We start from the raw sequence: 20,535 nt of genomic DNA on the forward strand, positions 1-20,535 counted from the left end.
ATCCTTCAAAGGGGTTCGGTTCTTTTTATATAAATTGGGATTATATAGAAATTTATTTTTAGAAAAATGGGCCCGAGTCATATAAAAAAAGGGTAAATCATGGTACGATAATGAAGGATAATGTAGGGAAAGAGGTCTGGTTATGATCGCAATCATCTCAGCAGGTTTAGCTCCCGGCATCGCACTTTTAAGTTATTTTTATCTGAAAGATCAGTACGACAATGAGCCGGTTCACATGGTCATCAGATCTTTTATGCTAGGTGTCATACTTGTGTTTCCAACCATGTTTATTCAATATGTCCTTCAAGAGGAAAAAATCGCAACAAACCCTATCTTGATTTCATTTGTGACGTCGGGTTTTTTAGAGGAATCATTAAAATGGTTTATTTTAATGGTCAGCGTTTATGCACATGCCCAGTTTGACGAACACTATGACGGGATTGTGTATGGAACAAGTGTCTCACTTGGTTTTGCAACACTTGAAAATATACTTTACTTAGTCGGTCACGGGGTCGAATATGCGTTTACCCGTGCTTTATTACCTGTATCAAGTCACGCATTATTTGGTGTTGTGATGGGATTTTATATCGGAAAAGCGCGCTTCTCTGATAAAAAAGAGCAGCGCAAATGGCTGCTCCTTTCTTTAACGCTCCCTGTGCTGTTTCACGGCCTGTATGATTTCATTCTATTAGGGATGAAAAACTGGGGATATATCATGGTGCCGTTCATGATTTTTTTATGGTGGTTTGGTTTAAGGAAAGCAAAAAAAGCCCGTGCGGTAAAAATGGTGCAAATTTAATTTGGAAAACGTCCTTTTTATATATAGGGCGTTTTTTTGTCTTTTCCATCCAATTCTCTCCTGTGTTGAATGTATAAAAATAGGGATCGGAAGAAACATATATTCAAACATCAAAAGTACAGGAGGATCAAATATGGATAAAGCTCGTTTCATGAAACAAATCGTTCTTATCTTCTCAATCGTTCTTCTTGCGTCTTCACTTTTGACAGACAGTAAAAGTGAAGCCTTCACCAGCCAAGTCATCCAGCGCGGGGCAACAGGAGAAGATGTAGTCGAGCTGCAAGCACGTCTCCAATACAATGGTTTTTACAATGGCAAAATCGATGGCGTCTATGGCTGGGGGACATACTGGGCCGTTCGCAACTTTCAAAGCCAATTTGGTGTAAAGAAGGTCGATGGACTTGTAGGTGAGAAAACAAAAAGCTTATTAGTTCAAAAGACGAAATACTACAAAGAGTTTGTTCAAAAGCAGCTGCAGCAAGGGAACCAGTTTACTCATTATGGCGGGAAGCCTCTTGATCAGCAAACAAAGGCTCCGCAAAGAAGCTCGCAAAAAAAGACAGCCCAAGGTACAAAAGAAAATCAAAAAAGTCAAAGTGGATCATCTGGGAAGTCTGGCAATCAGTCAGGCAGCCAGCAGGGAAATCAAACACCGAAACAAACAGCAGCCAACATGCCTGGTGGTTTTTCTAGTAATGACATTCAGCTCTTGTCGCAAGCTGTTTACAGTGAAGCCAGAGGTGAGCCGTATGAAGGACAGGTGGCCATCGCTGCCGTTATCTTAAACCGTTTGAACAATCCGACCTTTCCAAATACGATCGCAGGGGTCATTTTTGAACCGCTGGCGTTTACCGCTGTTGCAGATGGGCAATTTTATATGACGCCAGATGAAACGGCAAAAAAAGCTGTGTTTGATGCAATCAATGGCTGGGACCCATCTGAGAGCGCCATTTATTACTTTAATCCTGATACAGCAACAAGTCCATGGATTTGGGGAAGACCACAAATTAAACGAATCGGGAAACATATATTCTGCGAATAAAAAGAGGTGTAAATAAATGATCAGAGGAATATTGATTGCTATTTTAGGAATTGCTGTCATCTCAACAGGTTACTGGGGCTATAAAGAACATCAAGAAAAAGACGCCGTGCTGCTTCATGCTGAGAACAACTACCAAAGAGCCTTCCACGATTTAACGTATCAGGTGGATCAGCTGCATGACAAACTGGGCGCAACTCTTGCGATGAACAGCCAATCATCCATCTCACCAGCACTTGCAGATGTATGGAGAATGTCATCAGAAGCGCATAACAATGTCAGCCAGCTCCCGCTCACATTGATGCCTTTTAATAAAACGGAAGAATTTCTGGCAAATGTCGGAGACTTTAGCTACAAATCATCAGTCAAAACTTTATCAGACGAACCATTAAATAAAGATACACACAAAACCATTACAGCCCTATATAATCAGGCATCAGATATCCAAAACGAACTTAGACAAGTGCAGCACCTCGTCCTTAATAAAAACTTAAAATGGATGGATGTGGAAATGGCGCTGGCTGACGGCGATCGAAAGAACGACAACACCATCATTGACGGGCTGAAAACAGTGGAGAGAAATGCAGATGCGTTTGCAGATGTCGATCTTGGGCCTACAAATGTGTCGACAGAAAAAGAAACACAAGGCTACAATCATTTAAAAGGCGATAAGATTTCAAAAAAAGAAGCGATCCGCATTGCACAGCAATTCACACCTGACCATAATCAACATTTTAAAGTGAGAAAAAGCGGCAGCAAAACCAATCGTGACGTGTATAGCTTATCGATGTCTGATCCAGACAGCCATGCAAACTTTTACTTAGACTTAACTGAAAAAGGAGGACACCCAGTCTATCTTCTTCAGAATCGAGACGTGAAAAAACAAAAAATCAGTTTAAATGAAGCATCAGAAAAAGCCCTTAGCTTCTTAAAGAAACAAGGATTTGACACGGAATCGTTCCATTTAGATGAAAGTGCACAATTTGATAATATCGGTGTATTTACCTATGTGCCTCTTCAAAAAAATGTTCTGCTTTATCCAGATAGTATACGCATGAAAGTCGCATTGGACGATGGCGAGGTTGTTGGGTTTTCAGCGAAGGACTACTTAACGAATCATAAAACTCGAGACATCAAAGCACCGAAAATCTCTCAAAAAGAAGCGCAGAAAACATTGAATCAGCATGTGAAGATCGAAGATACTCATTTAGCGATTGTACAAAATGATATGTCAGAGGAAGTTCTGTGCTATGAGTTCCTCGGAACGATAAAAAACGATACGTACCGCATGTTCATTAATGCAGATACTGGAAAAGAAGAACGAGTAGATAAACTAAAAAACGCAGAACCTATATATAAAGACCTATAGAAAAGGAAACGAGGAAAAGGCTAATAAGTCTTTTCCTTTTGTTTTAGACATGGTTTAATATAAGAGAGGATACGATTTCACAGATGAAAAGAGTGATGAGGAATGTTACAAATAGGGGATGCAATCACAATTGAATATGTCAATGAGAACAAAGAAGTGAAAACGGCAAAATCGAAGGTTTTGGAAAATAATAACGATGATATTTGCATTAATTATCCAGCTGATAAAGAAACGGGCCGCACCATCTACTTAAACCAGCAAACAGAAATCACCGTCTTCTTTTTTGACGAAAATCAAATTCCATACAAATGTAAAAGCGAAGTCATTGGAAAAAGAAAAGAAGATATTCCGATGATTGTTATTTCCATTCCGCCAAAAGAAGAAATGGTCCGGCTTCAGCGAAGAGAATATTTGAGAGTGGATACGATGATCAAAGCCACCATCATGCAAACGGATGATGAGCCCTTTGACACGTTTATTGTGAATATAAGTGCTGGCGGCGTGGCGATTGCTGTTCCTGAGGGCTTGTCATTGAAAGATTATGGAGAAGTGGGCACAGAGTTTGAACTTCCCTTAAAAGAGCCCGTGAAAATTAAAGCGGTTGCAGAGATGAATCGAGTATATCAAGATGAACAGTCTGGCAAAACAAGAGCGATCATGGAGTTTTCAGAGATCACAAATGACCAGCAGCAGCACATTATGAAATACTGCTTCCAGCAGCAGCTTTTAACACGTGTGAAAAAAGCATAAGAATAAAGGGTGTAAAAAGCTTCCATACTAGAGAGGAAAGAATCTAGCGTGGAGGCTTTTTGTATGAAGACAATGGAAAGATGGTTATTGAAAGTGGTGCTCATTCAGCTTGTTTTATTGCTAACTGTTCAGATCACACTTCATTTGACGAAAGGAGAACTTTTTTTGTCAAAAGTCGTGCAGTATGAGGGTGTGAATAACATGAGCATTGAAGAATGGATTGAGACGTTTAAGCAGAAGGATTGATAGAAAATTCCCCCGTTTGAGCGGTGATCGTGTTACAATTCATAAGGGAGATTCAATCAAGGAGAGGTATTATGAAAAAGAAATTATCTATTGCAATTGATGGTCCTGCAGCAGCAGGCAAAAGCACTGTGGCAAAAATTGTCGCAGCCAAAAAATCATATATTTATATTGATACAGGTGCCATGTACCGCGCGATTACACTTGCGGCACTTAATCAAGGTATAGACCTTGAAGATGAACAGGCACTTGATTCATTACTGAAAAAAACAGTCATTGAACTTGTAACAACAGGCGAGGGTCAAAAAGTCCATCTAAACAATACGGATGTCACAGAGGATATTCGCACAGACCGCGTAAGCAACCAAGTATCGGTTGTTGCAAAGCACAGAGCTGTTCGGGAAGAAATGGTCCGCAGGCAGCAAGAGCTTGGCAAAAGAGGCGGCGTCGTTATGGACGGAAGAGACATAGGCACTCACGTACTTCCAGATGCCGAAGTGAAAATTTTCTTACTTGCATCAGTAGAAGAAAGAGCAAAGCGCCGCTTTGAAGAGAATCAGAAAAAAGGCTACGATGTCAATTACGATCAGCTGATCGAAGAGATTGCAAGACGCGATAAGCTTGATTCTGAGCGCGAAGTTTCACCTTTGAAGAAAGCAGATGACGCCATTGAAATTGACACCACTTCCCTTTCTATTCAAGAGGTGGCAGGGAAAATTTTAGATGCAGCAGACCGCGTAGAGAAACAGTAAGAAATTTTAGAAAACTTTAATAAGTTAGAGGTTTATCTCTTGACAAACAAGGTCTTTTATTAGAAGTTTATACTAATACTATTTTTATTGATCATTCAAGCAATTATATTGATTTGAATGTTTCTATAATACATATTCGGCTGGCATTCATCATGCTTAAGACACATATTCGCCCAGTCGTTTTAACTAAGCTGTGTAGGTTTGGACCAAGGAGGTTATCGAAATGACAGAGGAAATGAATCAAATCGATGTTCAGGTACCAGAGGTTGGAGATGTAGTGAAAGGGATTGTTTCTAAAGTTGAGGACAAGCATGTCAATGTAGATATCGTCAATGTGAAACAACCTGGTATCATCCCAATCAGTGAATTATCAAGTCTTCACGTTGAAAAAGCATCAGATGTCGTGAAAGATGGCGACGAGTTAGAGCTTAAAGTAACAAAGGTCGAAGACGATGCTTTGATTTTATCTAAACGTGCTGTTGATGCAGACCGCGCTTGGGAAGACCTAGAGAAAAAGTTTGAAACAAAAGAAGTATTTGAAGCTGAAGTAAAAGACGTTGTAAAAGGTGGTCTTGTCGTTGACATTGGTGTGCGCGGATTTATTCCTGCATCTTTAGTAGAAGCACACTATGTAGAAGACTTCACAGATTACAAAGGGAAAACACTCTCACTTGTCGTGGTAGAACTTGACCGCGAAAAAAATCGCGTGATTCTCTCGCACCGTGCAGTCGTTGAGCAAGAGCAGTTAGACAAAAAGCAAGACTTCCTGCAAAAGCTTGAAGTAGGCAGTGTGATTGATGGTAAAGTGCAGAGGCTTACTGATTTTGGTGCATTTGTTGACATTGGCGGCATTGATGGATTAGTTCACATTTCTCAACTATCCCATGCGCATGTTGAAAAGCCATCTGACGTAGTAGAAGAAGGACAGGAAGTCCAGGTCAAAGTACTTGCTGTTGATCGTGATAACGAGCGTATCTCACTATCTATTAAAGAAACATTACCAGGACCTTGGAGCCAAATTGGTGAAAAGGTAAAACAAGGTGATGTGCTTGAAGGAACTGTTCAACGTCTTGTGAGCTTTGGTGCATTTGTTGAAATTCTGCCAGGTGTAGAAGGGCTTGTGCATATTTCCCAAATCTCTCATAAACATATCGGCACGCCGCAAGAAGTCCTTGAAGAAGGGCAGACTGTCAAAGTGAAAGTGCTTGATGTGAATGAAGACGAAGAGCGCATCTCACTAAGCATTCGTGATTTAGAAGAAAATCCTGAAAAACAAATCGAAGAGGATTATCGTCAATATCAGGCGAAAGAAGAAAACACAAGCGGATTCCAGCTTGGTGACCTGATCGGCGATAAACTCAATAAACTAAAATAATTTGGTGATCAAAATTGACGCGAGCAGAAAGAAAGAAACAGCATATTGAGCATGCGTTGTCCACTGGCCAGCATGCAGCAACAGGTTTAGAAGATGTTTCCTTCGTTCACGCCAGTTTACCAGATCTTGCAACATCACAAATTGATACACATACGACAATTGGCGGACTGACTTTCGGTTCGCCAATTTTTATCAATGCAATGACTGGCGGGGGCGGAGAATCTACCTATGAGATCAACCGCTCTTTATCGATCGCAGCGAAGGAGACCAATATCCCGGTAGCAGTAGGGTCACAAATGGCTGCACTGAAAGATAAAGAAGAAAGACGAACATATGAAGTCGTTCGTGAAGTCAATCCAGATGGTATTGTATTTGCGAATTTAGGCAGTGAAGCGACAATGAAGCAAGCTCAAGAAGCAGTCAGCATGCTCGAGGCAAATATGCTCCAGATTCACCTGAATGTCATCCAAGAGATTGTCATGCCTGAAGGGGATCGCGATTTCAGGGGGGCGCTTGAGCGGATTGCAGCTATCGTTGAATCTGTTGGTGTGCCTGTTGTCGTGAAGGAAGTCGGATTTGGCATGAGCAAGGAGACGGCAAGAAAGTTATTCCATGCTGGGGTTGCAGCCGTTGATGTAGGCGGATTTGGTGGGACGAACTTTTCTAAGATTGAAAATCTCCGCCGCCAAAAAGCACTTCGTTATTTTGATCAATGGGGGATTCCAACTGCAGCGAGTCTTGCTGAAGTACATACAGCCTTTCAGAATCAAACGATTTTAGCCTCCGGAGGTATTCAAGATGCTCTTGATGTAACCAAATCAATGGCTCTTGGCGCATCTGCTGCTGGTCTAGCTGGATTTTTCTTGAAATCATTGACCAGTGGAGGAGAAAGCGGCCTCATCGCAGATATCATGGAACTTCAAGAAGATATCAAGATGATGATGACAGCGCTTGGCGTAAAGACGATTGAAGAACTGAGACAAGCTCCAATTGTGATCTCAGGGGAAACAAGTCATTGGCTCAAAGAAAGAGGCGTTGACACAACGTACTATAGTAAGAGGGGCATGTGATATCACATGCCTTTTTTTATTGATTTCTTTTTCGAGCGCTTTCTGGACCTTCTAATGCTGTTGCACCCTTATGATGAATGGATTGATCACGGTCAGATTCCACTCTTTTTGATGCCTTTAAACGCTTTTCCTGTCTATCTTTTCCCATCATACACCCCTCCTCAATCATTAGGGTGTCACCTCTTATTTATTTCATACAGAGCCGGTAACGATCCTCATGTTTAAAAATTGGAGATTTTCCCATAATGTAATTGAGGTGATCAGGCGTTGGAGGCTTTGTACTATTATTGGTCTATATGGTTCGTTTGGATTATGGTGACATTTATCATGGAAAAAAGTTTGTGGCGCAGCGTGCTGGGCATCTGTGTACTTGTCCATATTATATTCAGTCATTTCATGATATCCGTTTTAGATATGAGCATCAATGCTGGGTTCTTGATGACTTTTTTATATGCATGTGCCGCTTTCGTCATATTCAGGCCTGGTTATCGAATCATGAGAATTATGCAATTGGGCTCAATGGTGAGCGCATATGCCTTTTTTATGATGTTTGCATTATATGACCCCGTTTGGTTCACGATAATAAAGGTGGATTGGGTCGTATTTACCTTGCTGATCTTAATGTGTATGACATATGGACATTCGTTAGCGCAAAAAATCACCCTATGGATGATGTCAGTATGTCTTGGCGAAGCCCTTTATGCGCTCACGATTCACCGCCTTACATCATCAATTGTCATAGGGGATCTCTCTTTTCTTTCCTTCGTTGTTCAAGGAGCGGTCTTCCTATTAGGTGTCGATCAGCTTGAAAAGCTCTTGAACGCCCGTTCATCAAGAAAATCAGTAAAAGGGGCTGCAAAATCAACATGACAGACTATACGTTTCCTGTGATTATTGGTGTCATCTTTGGGATGGCGGCCAGACTTTACATGCTAAGAACTGATTACCGGCAATACCCTACGTATATTCATGGACAAGTGATTCACATTGCGCTTGGTTTTATTGCTTCAGGATTAGGTGCAATCATTATGCCTGCACTAATTCAGGAGGAATTTACGGCGATAACCTTTCTCACTTTGGCAGCCACGCAATTTAGGGATGTCCGAAATATGGAAAGAAATACGTTAACCCAAATGGATTCATATGAGCTTGTCTCAAGAGGCAGTACATATATAGAAGGCATTGCCATTGCTTTTGAAAGTCGAAATTATATTGCCATTCTCACTGCACTCATTACAACAACAGCCTGTATTTTCTTTTCGCTTGTTATTGGAACAGTGGTCGGTATTCTTTGTTTTTTCATGGCAAAGCTATTAATGTCAGGCAGTCAATTAAAGGATATCGTCAGCATTCAAAAAGGGGAGCTTCGCTTTGATGGGGCAGGGCTTTATGTAAATGATATATACATTATGAACATCGGGCTGCCTGAAAAGCAAAAACTCATTTTAGAGCATGGGATGGGCTTTATTTTGACACCGAAAAATTTCAACTCTGCTACAACGATTGCCAACCTTGGTCAGCGGCAAGCCATTTTATTTGATTTATCGAACGTGCTTGGCGTATACCGCGATTCTGGTGAGCCCTCGCTCTGTCCGCTCGCAAAACGTGATCTGAATACCGGTACACTTGGCGTATTCATTTTACCGCAATGGTATCGTGAAGATTTGGCTGTCCGTGTATTAGAAGAGGTGCCTATTTTAGAAAATGCCATTAGAATGCCAACAGATTTCATTAAAAAGAAAGTGAGGTAATAGGGCATGGCGAACACCATTGAACAATTTATATTGGCTGTGGCAACAACAAATAAAGAGCGGGTCATTGGCGGAACAGCCGTTTTTTTCTGTGAAAATAAAGAAGAGCTCGACATGTATGCCATGAATTTAGAGGCCATTTTAGATGGAATTGCACACGGCATTGGAGAAGATCTTTACTTGATTGTCAAACATTTTTAAGTTATTCATTGTGGTCTGATTAAAAATTGATATAATATATAAGTTGAACCCTTCATGTTTGAAGGGTTTATTTCATAAAACTGAATGAAAATTTTAAATCCCGGTTGAAACATGATGATGAACATATTGAATCGCGGCTGGATTGAAAGGAAGGGTACTATGGGTAAACCTGTCGTAGCCATTGTTGGAAGGCCCAACGTTGGAAAATCTACAATTTTTAATCGAATCGCAGGCGAAAGAATATCGATTGTAGAAGACACACCTGGTGTAACAAGAGATCGAATCTATAGCTCTGCTGAATGGTTAAATTATGACTTTAATTTAATAGATACTGGTGGAATTGATATTGGAGATGAGCCATTCTTGGCGCAAATTCGCCATCAGGCAGAAATCGCAATGGACGAAGCAGATGTCATTATCTTTATGGTGAATGGCCGAGATGGCGTGACATCTGCGGATGAAGAAGTCGCAAAAATTTTATATCGCACGAAAAAGCCAGTTGTACTTGCTGTCAATAAACTGGACAACCCTGAAATGAGAAGCGACGTGTATGACTTTTATGCGCTCGGATTTGGCGAGCCGTTTCCGATTTCTGGAACGCATGGATTAGGTCTTGGTGATCTGCTTGATGCAGTTGCAGAACATTTTAAGAATTTACCGGATACGCAATATGATGAAGAAGTTGTCCAGTTCTGCTTAATTGGCCGCCCCAATGTAGGGAAATCTTCTTTAGTGAATGCTATGCTGGGAGAAGACCGCGTCATTGTCAGCAACATCGCTGGTACAACAAGAGATGCTGTCGATACGATGTTTACGTACAATCAGCGTGACTTTGTTATTGTTGATACAGCAGGTATGAGGAAAAAAGGGAAAGTATATGAAACAACAGAGAAATACAGTGTGCTTCGTGCATTAAAAGCCATTGATCGCTCTGATGTTGTCGCTGTTGTACTTGATGGCGAGGAAGGCATTATTGAGCAGGATAAACGAATTGCGGGCTATGCACACGAAGCTGGTAAAGCTGTTGTCATCATTGTGAACAAATGGGATGCTGTTGAAAAAGATGAGCGTACGATGAAGGAATTTGAGCAAAACATCCGTGAGCACTTTCAATTCCTTGATTATGCACCTGTCTTGTTTATGTCTGCTCTTACGAAAAAGAGAATTCATACATTAATGCCGTCCATAATCACAGCGAGCGAAAACCATGCAATGCGCGTTCAAACCAATATTTTAAATGATATCATTATGGATGCGGTGGCGATGAATCCAACGCCGACCCATAACGGACAGCGCCTCAAAATTTACTATGCAACACAGGTGGCCATTAAGCCTCCGTCCTTCGTTGTGTTTGTAAACGATCCAGAGCTTATGCACTTTTCTTATGAGCGTTTCCTAGAAAACCGCATTCGAGATGCATTTGGTTTTGAAGGAACACCGATTAAAATATTTGCGAGAGCGAGAAAATAAAAAGGGTGAGCAGGATGAAGAAAATTTCCGTACTTGGAGCAGGCAGCTGGGGAACAGCTCTTGCGCTTGTATTAGCTGATAATCATCATGATGTACACATGTGGGGACATAGACAAGAGCTCATTGATCAAATCAATGAGAAACATGAAAATCATGATTACTTGCCAAATGTCGAACTGCCAGCGTCTATTCAGGCGACAACCGATATGAAGCAGGCTTTAGAAGGGACAGAGGCGATTATTGTCGCTGTGCCAACAAAGGCCATTCGTGAGGTATTGAAGCAGGCAAATGAGCTGATTTCATCGAAGGTGCCGTTTGTCCATGTCAGTAAGGGAATCGAACCAGATACACTTCTTAGAATTTCTCAAATGATTGAACAAGAAGTCCCATCTGAGAAAAGAGAAGCTGTCGTTGTCCTATCAGGGCCAAGTCATGCAGAAGAAGTAGGTCTGCGTCATCCGACAACTGTTACTGTCTCGTCAGAAAATATTGAAGCAGCTCAATTTGTTCAAGATTTGTTCATGAACAATCATTTTAGAGTGTACACAAACCCTGATGTGATTGGGGTGGAAATTGGCGGCGCATTGAAAAATATCATTGCTCTTGCGGCTGGTATCACAGACGGACTTGGATATGGTGACAATGCAAAAGCGGCGCTTATCACTAGAGGACTTGCTGAAATCGCACGTCTTGGCACAAAAATGGGAGGGAATCCCCTTACATTTGCCGGATTAACGGGTGTTGGCGATTTGATCGTGACATGTACAAGTGTTCATTCGCGTAACTGGCGCTGCGGGAATTTACTTGGTAAAGGATATAAGCTTGAAGAAGTGCTTGAAAAAATGGGGATGGTTGTCGAAGGCGTCCGCACAACAAAAGGCGCTTATCAGCTCTCCAAAGAATACAAGGTCAGCATGCCGATTACAGAGGCTCTTTACGGTGTCCTGTTTGAAGGGAAAAAGGTTGACGATGCTGTAGAATCTTTAATGGCACGTGTGAAAACACATGAGATGGAAGACCTTGTGAACATGTTTGAAAACCAAACAAAATAAATGGAAAGACTGAACTTAGGCATGTAGAGGATGCAAGAAGGGGAAGACTTGCATAACATAGCAATGAAGTTTGAATAGAGCTTTGCCTCTACAGAATGAGGAAAATAGTCGATCCAATGACTGAAGCAGAGTCCCCCTCTTTGCTTCAGTTTTTTTATGCGCTTTTTTCTAAATGAATGGAAAAATGATTGATATTTACCTTATTTTTGGTTTAGAATGAAATATAAACGCTTACAATTCGTTCGTTTTAAAGGGGGACAGGCACGATGAGTTTTGCTTTAATCAAGATGTGGTTTGCGCTTGGTTCAATGGGGCTCATGTTTTTAGCCGTAGTAACCATTTATTTCAGCAGGTTTAAGCTGAAAAGCAAATTTCTTAAAATAATGGCCTCAACCGTCGCATACAGCTTGATGCTTATATCGGGTATCATTGTGTTTTTAGTTGTCTTTAGCGGGCCGGTTAATGAATAAAGAAAAAGGAAGAATGTGATGATCAAAGCAAAAGTCAGTGTCACGCTGTTAGCATTTATGTTATTAACAGGATGTCTGTATCCAGAAAATCGCAAAACTGAGAACCGGGTGCCATACGAAGAGCAGCTGCAAAGTGTACAGACAGCGATTGAGGAATTTCAAAAAGCAACAAATGGTCTTTTGCCTATAGAAACGAAAGAAGCAGACACGCCGGTTTATCAGAAATATGTCATCGACTTTAAGCGCTTGTCACCAAGATATTTACACGATGTACCGTCTACATCTTATGAAGGCGGGGGCGAATATATTTATGTCCTCACAGACGTCGAAAAGAAACCAACTGTGAAACTGCTTGATGTCAAAATGACGCAGACCATCAATGAATTACGTCTTAGGATCAAGATGTATCAAGATGAACATACATATCCGCCATACGGCAAAGTCGTATCAGACAATTTATATACGTTAAATGAGAAAAAATTAGGATTAAAATCGCCGCCTGCGGTCATGAGTCCTGTGACAGGGAATTCCCTCCCATTACTGATTTCATCAAACGGTGACATCTATGTGGACTATCGCAGTGATTTTGCTCATATTTTGAAGAATACGAAGCAAAAGCTGAAACCAGGTGAAAACATTCAAGATGTATATTGGCAGGAAACCCCGTTTGTACCCGCGTTTTCTGTCCCATATACCATCAACAAAAAGGGTGAGCCTGCCTTTTTAGAAAAAAAGACGTCATAAACAAGAATGAACCTTTTTCCTCTGCATATAAATGAGGAGAAAGGTTTTTTTATGGCTAAACTTACTCTCAAAACAAAAAGGTGTCATATTCAAATAGGACAACGTCATACACATATATTGTCCAGACACCTTTCAAGCACAGTTTGATTGAAGTATAGAGTATTTAATTTGAAAACGAGGATAGCAAGTCCGGGAGGGGATCACTTGGAAAAAGTCGATATTTTCAAGGATATCGCTGAACGAACAGGAGGCGATATATATTTAGGAGTCGTTGGCGCTGTTCGTACAGGGAAATCTACGTTTATTAAAAAGTTTATGGAGCTCGTGGTGCTCCCGAATATCAATAATGAGGCAGATCGTGCAAGAGCACAGGATGAATTGCCGCAAAGCGCAGCAGGAAAAACCATTATGACCACAGAGCCAAAATTTGTACCGAATCAAGCAGCATCTATTCACGTGAGTGACGGTCTTGATGTCAACATCAGGCTTGTCGATTGTGTGGGATACACTGTCCCTGGTGCGCGCGGGTATGAAGATGAAAATGGCCCAAGAATGATCAATACGCCGTGGTATGAAGAGCCAATCCCGTTTCATGAAGCAGCGGAAATTGGTACACGCAAGGTCATTCAAGAGCATTCAACAATAGGTGTTGTGATTACAACAGATGGATCTATTGGAGAAATCCCAAGACATGATTATATTGAATCTGAAGAACGTGTGATTGATGAACTCAAAGAGGTTGGTAAGCCGTTTATTATGGTCATCAACTCTGTGAGGCCATATCATCCTGAAACAGAAGCGCTCCGGCAGGAACTTAGCCAAAAGTATGATATTCCAGTACTCGCCATGAGCGTAGAAAGTATGAGAGAGCAAGACGTACTCAGTGTACTTCGTGAAGCATTATATGAATTCCCAGTTCTAGAGGTGAATGTGAACCTGCCAAGCTGGGTGATGGTGCTGAAAGAAGATCACTGGCTGAGAGAGAGCTATCAGGATTCAGTGAAGGAAACCGTAAAGGATATTAAAAGATTAAGAGATGTCGACCGTGTCGTTGGTCAATTCAGTGAATTTGATTTTATCGAAAGAGCGGGTTTAGCAGGAATTGAAATGGGTCAGGGGATTGCGGAGATTGATCTGTATGCGCCAGATGATCTATATGATCATATACTAAAAGAAGTCGTTGGTGTAGAAATTAGGGGGAAAGACCATCTACTAGAGCTCATGCAAGATTTTGCTCATGCTAAGACAGAATATGATCAAGTATCAGACGCGTTAAAAATGGTGAAGCAGACTGGTTACGGAATTGCAGCGCCAGCGTTGTCAGATATGAGTTTAGATGAGCCAGAAATCATTAGGCAGGGATCTAGATTTGGCGTGAGATTAAAAGCAGTAGCTCCATCTATTCACATGATCAAAGTAGATGTAGAGAGTGAATTTGCACCGATTATCGGAACAGAAAAACAAAGTGAAGAGCTCGTCCGCTACTTAATGCAAGACTTTGAAGATGATCCGCTTTCTATCTGGAATTCAGATATATTTGGCCGCTCCCTCAGCTCCCTTGTCAGAGAAGGCATTCAAGCAAAGCTTTCTCTCATGCCGGAAAATGCAAGATATAAGCTGAAGGAAACGCTTGAAAGAATCATCAACGAAGGATCAGGCGGTTTGATCGCGATTATTTTATAGCAAGTGAGACCTCTCATTGATAGGGGTCTTTTTTTTGCGTGTGGAATGAGTCATAAAAAGACAATTGTATAAAGATTAGTCAGATTCAGGCTGAAATTAGGAATATTCGTTCGCAAAAGTGCCCTTAATCCTTGACGAATAAGGATTCTTCCCTTTAAAATGCTTGATATGGTATTTCATATGTGTTAATCTACTTACAGAAAATCTTCACTTTGTTGGACAAACATTCCTTCAAAGAGATGTTTTCTAATGAAAAGCCATGTATAACGCTTTCTAGGACGCTCTTTTTTTCTGAAAAAGGGTATAGAAAGAAGATGAATTGTGAAGAAATGATAACAATCTACTGAATTCATATTTTTGGGAGGAGGTGAAAGGCATGAACAAGACAGAACTTATTAACGCGGTTGCTGAAGCAAGCGAGTTATCTAAAAAAGACGCGACAAAAGCAGTTGATTCTGTTTTTGATACAATTTTAGATGCACTTAAAAATGGTGACAAAATCCAACTTATTGGTTTTGGTAACTTTGAAGTACGTGAGCGTTCAGCTCGTAAAGGACGTAACCCACAAACTGGTGCAGAGATCGAAATCCCTGCAAGCAAAGTACCTGCTTTCAAACCAGGTAAAGCACTTAAAGACGCGGTGGCAGGTAAATAATCGTTATGTGTAATGATCCTGTTGAAGGAGTTATACATATACAGTTTCACACTGGTCTAGAAAAGCCCCTTTCATAAGGGGCTTTTCCTTTTGAATCAAAAGGTTCGTTTAGAACGCTCTCCTTTGCTTTTAGGATCTGAAGTGTGCTAGAATCTGAATGAAATGTAATCGCCTTTGGAGGATATAATACATGAGTGAAATAAATAAAGAATTAATCGAACACGCAGTACGCGATATATTAAAAGCAATCGGAGAAGATCCAGATCGTGAAGGACTTCTCGATACCCCAAAACGAGTCGCAAAAATGTATGAAGAAGTGTTTTCAGGATTAAATGAAGATCCAAAAGAACATTTTAAAACCATTTTTGGCGAAGACCACGAAGAACTCGTCCTTGTAAAAGATATTGCTTTCCATTCAATGTGTGAACACCACCTCGTGCCTTTCTATGGGAAAGCCCACGTTGCTTATATTCCGCGCGGCGGAAAAGTAACGGGACTTAGCAAGCTGGCAAGAGCAGTCGAAGCCGTGGCAAAACGCCCGCAGCTTCAGGAACGCATTACATCAACCATTGCAGATAGTATGGTGGAAACACTTAATCCGCATGGCGTGATGATTGTTGTTGAAGCAGAGCATATGTGTATGACGATGCGCGGAGTGAAAAAGCCAGGCGCTAAAACAGTGACCTCAGCAGTCCGCGGCACATTTGCAAATGATGCAGCAGCAAGAGCAGAAGTGCTTTCCTTTATTAAAAACGACTAATTCAATAGATGGACGGTGAACAAAATGAGTGAAAATAAAGCATCTGATTTTGTGGTGATTAAAGCCATTGATAATGGTGTAAATGTCATCGGCCTAACAAGAGGTTCTGATACAAGATTTCACCATTCCGAGAAGCTCGATAAAGGTGAAGTGATCATTGCGCAATTTACTGAGCATACGTCAGCGATCAAAGTAAGAGGCGATGCTGTCATTCAAACAAGCTTCGGCGAAATTCAAAGCGAAGCAAAGAAATAAAGAACTTGTATGCACTTGATAGCATAAAAGTGAGAGCTGATATGGTATAATAAATCTCTATACAATGTGCAGGTCTACATATGAAACTGTAATTTTTGGGACAAGGGTGATATCTTTGCAAGACATCTACGGAATTTTATCTAATCTAAATATAAAATTAAATAAAAAGCTTTCTCATCCTTATTTGGCGAAGCATTTACGTGCACCACTCATCGATGAAGATAAGCTCCTTCTTTTTCATGCAATGTTTGATGAAGCCCAAATTGATGCAGAGAAAAAAGAAAATTATATTTTAACGGCGATGCTTGTGCAAATTGCCCTTGATACCCATGACGAAGTCACAACTGCTGCAGCCATCAAGCAAGACGAATTCAAAAATCGTCAGCTGACCATCCTGGCAGGAGACTATTTCAGCGGTCTCTATTATTCTCTTCTCTCTGACATGAAAGACATATATATGATCCGCACGCTTGCTACGGCGATCAAAGAGATCAATGAACATAAAATTAGACTGTATGACCGGTCCATTCAAGATGCAGCGCACTTTTACAAAAGTGTAGCTACAGTTGAATCTGCGCTTTTCCAAAGGATTTCTGAGCATTTTCAATTAACGCATTGGAATGAGATTGCAAGTCGTTTTCTTGTTTATAAACGTTTCATGAAACAAGCAGAAAATGACAAACATTTAAAACTTTTTTTGAACGATAGTTATACGGACGCCTATTCATGTTTTGACAACTTTGAGAATGAAGGCTATGAGCAGGCCAAACGGCCGATCAAGGAGCATCTTGTTTCATCTCCGGTCGTTCAAAAAGAGCTATTAAATCGCTTGGATCATATGAAAAATGAGCCTGCGTACCATCAGAAAGTGGAAGAAGGGTAAGTCATGCAGCAATCAAAAGAACAGCGAGTACACGGTGTATTTGAAAAAATTTATAAAAACTATGATCAAATGAACTCTGTCATCAGCTTTAAACAGCATAAAAAATGGCGTGATAAAACAATGAAGCTCATGAATGTGCAAAAAGGCTCTAAAGCATTAGATGTATGCTGCGGGACAGCCGATTGGACAATTGCGCTTGCAGATGCTGTTGGAGAAAAAGGCGAGGTCAAAGGTCTTGATTTCAGTAAAAACATGCTGAGTGTTGGAGAAACGAAGGTGAAGACTGGGGGCTACAAACAGATTGAATTGCTTCACGGCAATGCGATGGAGCTCCCTTTTGAAGACAACTCATTTGATTATGTCACCATCGGTTTTGGACTTCGAAACGTCCCTGATTATTTAACGGTGCTAAAGGAAATGACAAGAGTAGTGAAGCCTGGCGGAATGGTTGTCTGTCTTGAGACATCACAGCCTGAGATGATCGGCTTTAAGCAAGGCTACTACATCTATTTCAAATACATTATGCCGCTCTTTGGTAAACTGTTTGCCAAAAGTTATCAGGAGTATTCATGGCTTCAAGAATCGGCCAAAACATTCCCTGGCATGAAAGAGCTGGCGACTCTGTTCGAAGAGGCCGGGTTGTCTGATGTCTCGTATCATCCATTTACAGGCGGTGTAGCAGCAACACATATCGGAAAGAAGCTTTGAATAAACGATATTTGGGTGAAGATAATGAAACTAAAAGCAATGATCTCTTTTTTAAATCATGATATCGATATAATTGAAAAAGAGCTTGAACAAACAGTTCGCTCTGATTATGCATTATTAAGTGAAGCAGGTCTTCATTTGCTGCAAGCGGGCGGAAAACGAATCCGCCCCGTTTTTGTTCTCCTTTCAGGCATGTTTGGTGACTATGACATTAATAAAATAAAATATGTTGCCGTTGCCCTCGAGCTAATTCATATGGCATCACTTGTTCACGATGATGTCATTGATGATGCAGAGCTGAGAAGAGGCAAACCAACGATAAAGGCAAAATGGGATAACAGAATTGCCATGTACACAGGGGATTATATGTTTGCGAGATCACTTGAATACATGACAAAAATCAATCACCCAATGGCACATGAAATTTTGTCAAAAATGGTCGTTGAGCTCTGTCTTGGTGAAATAGAGCAAGTGAAAGATAAATATAATATGGAACAGAACCTGCGTACATATTTAAGAAGAATCAAACGAAAAACAGCCTTGCTTATTGCTGGCAGCTGTCAATTAGGCGCTATTGCAGCAGGTACAGATGAAAAAACACATAAAGCCCTCTATTGGTTTGGATACTATGTCGGCATGTCTTATCAGATCATTGATGATGTCCTTGATTTCACATCAACAGAAGAAGAGCTGGGCAAGCCTGTTGGAGGAGACCTTTTACAAGGAAATGTCACACTCCCAGTTTTATATGCACTGAAAAATCCGACACTAGAAGGTCAATTGAAGCTGATCAATAGTGAAACGACGGAGAAGCAGCTGAAGCCTGTCATTGAAAGCCTCAAACAAACAGATGCGATCGACCGCTCGATTCGAGTGAGTGAAATGTATTTGAAAAAAGCTTTTGAACAGCTCGACAAACTTCCTCGAGGACGAGCGAGAACGTCACTCGCCTCCATTGCAAAATATATTGGGAAACGAAAATTCTAATCAACGTTACGTTGATTGGTTTTTTTGTGAAATTTTTTGTCAAAAATTGATTATTATAAAAAAAAATGATACGATCACTTTGTAACAATGTAAGCCTATACATACATAACGACGGGGTGGAAAACGTATATGGACAAAACATTTCTTATGGTCAAACCTGATGGTGTGGAAAGACAATTAATCGGTGACATTGTGTCAAGATTCGAAAAAAAGGGGCTTCAGCTTGTTGGTGCAAAACTAATGAGTATACCAAAGGAAGTAGCAGAAACACATTACGGAGAGCATAAAGAAAAACCATTTTTCGGGGAATTGGTTGACTTTATTACGTCAGGACCTGTATTTGCAATGGTATGGCAAGGTGAACAGGTAGTAGACGTAACAAGACAAATTATCGGCAAAACAAATCCAAAGGAAGCGCTTCCAGGAACAATAAGAGGAGACTATGGATTGACTGTTGGGAAAAACATTATTCATGGGTCAGACTCACCAGAAAGTGCTGAAAGAGAAATTAACTTATTCTTCAAACAAGAAGAACTCACAAGCTGGGATCAAACCATCTCAAGCTGGATTTATTAAGGTTCAAGCCAAGGTGTTCATTCAATGAGCACTTTGGCTTTTTTTATATTGAACTTTCTACACGAAATTTCGTATGAGAAGATACAAATTTTCGATAAAAACAGCTATACTAGGACAAAGATAGATGAGACAGGAGAGGACATTGATGGATTCATATCAAGTATTTGTTGGAAAATGGAAAAAACTAACCGGGGTTGATCTGAATTTATATAAAGAAGCACAAATGAAACGAAGATTAACATCACTTTATGATAAAAAAGGATTTAAAGATTTCGAAGCATTCGCGGCCGCGCTTGAAAAGGACAGAGCACTATTAGATGAGACGATGGACCGCATGACGATTAATGTGTCAGAATTTTACCGAAACTATCAGCGCTGGGAAGTACTTGATCAAAAAATCCTGCCGCTGCTCTCGAAAAATGGCGGCACCTTAAAGATTTGGAGTGCAGCATGTTCGACAGGAGAGGAGCCATATACACTCTCCATGCTGCTGTCAAGCCATCCTCTTGTGAAAGACTTTCAAATTATTGCAACTGACATTGATGATAAAGTTCTGCAGTCAGCTCAAAAAGGCAGATATCATGAACGCTCTCTGCAAGAGGTTCCAGATCATATCAAGCAAAAATATTTCACAAAAGAAGATTCCTCATTTTACACTGTGAAGGATGAGGTTCGAAAGCATATTCAATTTAAGAAGCACAACCTTTTAGCAGATCCATATGAAAAACAGCTTGACCTTATCGTTTGCCGAAATGTACTGATTTATTTTACTGAAGAGGCGAAAGAAGAAATTTACTTGAAAATGAGCAGTAGTTTAAAAGAAAATGGCGTATTATTTGTTGGTTCTACAGAGCAAATTTTTCACCCAGAAAAGTTTGGACTGACATCTGCTGATACTTTCTTTTATCAAAAGAAGGGTATGTAGCTGACTTTTTAGTAGCAA

25 protein-coding genes are annotated in these 20,535 nt (G+C 40.6%); 24 read left to right on the forward strand and 1 reads right to left on the reverse strand.

Features of this window, described 5'->3' with window-relative positions; genetic code table 11:
- The first annotated feature begins 142 nt into the window (after positions 1-142).
- From prsW to fni, 8 genes are all read left to right on the forward strand, one after another.
- Complete coding sequence (gene prsW / locus V6Z54_RS15770) at positions 143-799, forward strand: glutamic-type intramembrane protease PrsW (RefSeq protein ID WP_041085934.1); 657 nt, start codon at positions 143-145, stop codon at positions 797-799.
- A 133-nt stretch (positions 800-932) separates the two neighbouring features.
- Positions 933-1,841 (forward strand): spore cortex-lytic enzyme, encoded by a 909-nt coding sequence (gene sleB, locus V6Z54_RS15775; protein WP_269103337.1) that lies wholly within the window; start codon positions 933-935, stop codon positions 1,839-1,841.
- A 16-nt stretch (positions 1,842-1,857) separates the two neighbouring features.
- The gene (gene ypeB / locus V6Z54_RS15780; protein ID WP_305960272.1) at positions 1,858-3,207 is read left to right on the forward strand and encodes a germination protein YpeB; all 1,350 of its coding nucleotides are present in this window, start codon (positions 1,858-1,860) and stop codon (positions 3,205-3,207) included.
- Positions 3,208-3,309: 102 nt separating this feature from the next.
- Positions 3,310-3,957 (forward strand): flagellar brake domain-containing protein, encoded by a 648-nt coding sequence (locus V6Z54_RS15785; RefSeq protein ID WP_269103339.1) that lies wholly within the window; start codon positions 3,310-3,312, stop codon positions 3,955-3,957.
- Between the two features lie 63 nt (positions 3,958-4,020).
- Entirely contained in the window at positions 4,021-4,203 is a 183-nt protein-coding gene (locus V6Z54_RS15790; protein WP_024422820.1) for a DUF5359 family protein, read from the forward strand.
- A gap of 71 nt (positions 4,204-4,274) precedes the next feature.
- Positions 4,275-4,952 carry a (d)CMP kinase gene (gene cmk / locus V6Z54_RS15795; RefSeq protein WP_338527480.1) on the forward strand — a complete coding sequence of 226 codons (678 nt, stop codon included), beginning with the start codon at positions 4,275-4,277 and terminating at the stop codon, positions 4,950-4,952.
- A gap of 223 nt (positions 4,953-5,175) precedes the next feature.
- Entirely contained in the window at positions 5,176-6,327 is a 1,152-nt protein-coding gene (rpsA, locus tag V6Z54_RS15800; protein WP_041085926.1) for a 30S ribosomal protein S1, read from the forward strand.
- A gap of 14 nt (positions 6,328-6,341) precedes the next feature.
- Positions 6,342-7,397: a type 2 isopentenyl-diphosphate Delta-isomerase gene (gene fni, locus V6Z54_RS15805; protein WP_269103340.1), complete on the forward strand. Its 1,056-nt coding sequence runs from the start codon at positions 6,342-6,344 to the stop codon at positions 7,395-7,397.
- Positions 7,398-7,413: 16 nt separating this feature from the next.
- Here fni and V6Z54_RS15810 read toward each other — a convergent pair whose 3' ends face one another.
- Complete coding sequence (locus V6Z54_RS15810) at positions 7,414-7,545, reverse strand: YpzI family protein (protein ID WP_064497540.1); 132 nt, start codon at positions 7,543-7,545, stop codon at positions 7,414-7,416.
- Between the two features lie 179 nt (positions 7,546-7,724).
- Between V6Z54_RS15810 and V6Z54_RS15815 the strand changes: the two genes are divergently transcribed.
- The 16 genes from V6Z54_RS15815 (at position 7,725) to V6Z54_RS15890 (ending at position 20,517) form a co-directional block, all read left to right on the forward strand.
- Positions 7,725-8,267 (forward strand): hypothetical protein, encoded by a 543-nt coding sequence (locus V6Z54_RS15815; protein WP_041085921.1) that lies wholly within the window; start codon positions 7,725-7,727, stop codon positions 8,265-8,267.
- Entirely contained in the window at positions 8,264-9,148 is an 885-nt protein-coding gene (locus V6Z54_RS15820; protein ID WP_073979669.1) for a YIEGIA family protein, read from the forward strand. The genes V6Z54_RS15815 and V6Z54_RS15820 overlap by 4 nt, the downstream gene beginning before the upstream one ends.
- A 6-nt stretch (positions 9,149-9,154) precedes the next feature.
- Complete coding sequence (locus V6Z54_RS15825) at positions 9,155-9,349, forward strand: hypothetical protein (RefSeq protein ID WP_008344527.1); 195 nt, start codon at positions 9,155-9,157, stop codon at positions 9,347-9,349.
- A 159-nt stretch (positions 9,350-9,508) separates the two neighbouring features.
- Entirely contained in the window at positions 9,509-10,819 is a 1,311-nt protein-coding gene (gene der / locus V6Z54_RS15830; RefSeq protein WP_041085918.1) for a ribosome biogenesis GTPase Der, read from the forward strand.
- A gap of 14 nt (positions 10,820-10,833) precedes the next feature.
- On the forward strand, positions 10,834-11,871 hold the full coding sequence (locus V6Z54_RS15835; protein WP_041085916.1) for an NAD(P)H-dependent glycerol-3-phosphate dehydrogenase: 1,038 nt from the start codon (positions 10,834-10,836) through the stop codon (positions 11,869-11,871).
- A gap of 266 nt (positions 11,872-12,137) precedes the next feature.
- The gene (locus tag V6Z54_RS15840; protein ID WP_041085913.1) at positions 12,138-12,341 is read left to right on the forward strand and encodes a DUF2768 domain-containing protein; all 204 of its coding nucleotides are present in this window, start codon (positions 12,138-12,140) and stop codon (positions 12,339-12,341) included.
- Positions 12,342-12,359: 18 nt separating this feature from the next.
- Positions 12,360-13,085: a hypothetical protein gene (locus tag V6Z54_RS15845; RefSeq protein ID WP_338527481.1), complete on the forward strand. Its 726-nt coding sequence runs from the start codon at positions 12,360-12,362 to the stop codon at positions 13,083-13,085.
- A gap of 204 nt (positions 13,086-13,289) precedes the next feature.
- Positions 13,290-14,768: a stage IV sporulation protein A gene (gene spoIVA, locus V6Z54_RS15850; RefSeq protein WP_008344534.1), complete on the forward strand. Its 1,479-nt coding sequence runs from the start codon at positions 13,290-13,292 to the stop codon at positions 14,766-14,768.
- A 376-nt stretch (positions 14,769-15,144) separates the two neighbouring features.
- Positions 15,145-15,423, forward strand: a complete 279-nt coding sequence (gene hbs, locus V6Z54_RS15855; protein WP_003215863.1) for a non-specific DNA-binding protein Hbs — start codon at positions 15,145-15,147, stop codon at positions 15,421-15,423.
- Between the two features lie 190 nt (positions 15,424-15,613).
- Positions 15,614-16,183, forward strand: coding sequence for a GTP cyclohydrolase I FolE (gene folE, locus V6Z54_RS15860; protein ID WP_003215789.1), 570 nt, complete (start codon positions 15,614-15,616; stop codon positions 16,181-16,183).
- A gap of 24 nt (positions 16,184-16,207) precedes the next feature.
- Positions 16,208-16,438, forward strand: a complete 231-nt coding sequence (gene mtrB / locus V6Z54_RS15865; RefSeq protein WP_008344541.1) for a trp RNA-binding attenuation protein MtrB — start codon at positions 16,208-16,210, stop codon at positions 16,436-16,438.
- 115 nt (positions 16,439-16,553) lie between these two features.
- Positions 16,554-17,321 carry a heptaprenyl diphosphate synthase component 1 gene (locus V6Z54_RS15870; protein WP_269103344.1) on the forward strand — a complete coding sequence of 256 codons (768 nt, stop codon included), beginning with the start codon at positions 16,554-16,556 and terminating at the stop codon, positions 17,319-17,321.
- Between the two features lie 3 nt (positions 17,322-17,324).
- On the forward strand, positions 17,325-18,029 hold the full coding sequence (locus tag V6Z54_RS15875) for a demethylmenaquinone methyltransferase (protein WP_041085906.1): 705 nt from the start codon (positions 17,325-17,327) through the stop codon (positions 18,027-18,029).
- Between the two features lie 24 nt (positions 18,030-18,053).
- A complete protein-coding gene (hepT, locus tag V6Z54_RS15880) occupies positions 18,054-19,016 on the forward strand; it encodes a heptaprenyl diphosphate synthase component II (RefSeq protein WP_041085904.1) in 963 nt (320 codons plus the stop codon).
- A gap of 129 nt (positions 19,017-19,145) precedes the next feature.
- Positions 19,146-19,592, forward strand: a complete 447-nt coding sequence (gene ndk / locus V6Z54_RS15885) for a nucleoside-diphosphate kinase (protein WP_024422808.1) — start codon at positions 19,146-19,148, stop codon at positions 19,590-19,592.
- 145 nt (positions 19,593-19,737) lie between these two features.
- Positions 19,738-20,517 (forward strand): protein-glutamate O-methyltransferase CheR, encoded by a 780-nt coding sequence (locus V6Z54_RS15890; RefSeq protein WP_041085901.1) that lies wholly within the window; start codon positions 19,738-19,740, stop codon positions 20,515-20,517.
- Positions 20,518-20,535: the final 18 nt, after the last annotated feature.

Origin of the sequence: Bacillus sp. MAG717A (genome assembly GCF_036884855.1) — a bacterium.
GTDB lineage: Bacteria > Bacillota > Bacilli > Bacillales > Bacillaceae > Bacillus > Bacillus safensis.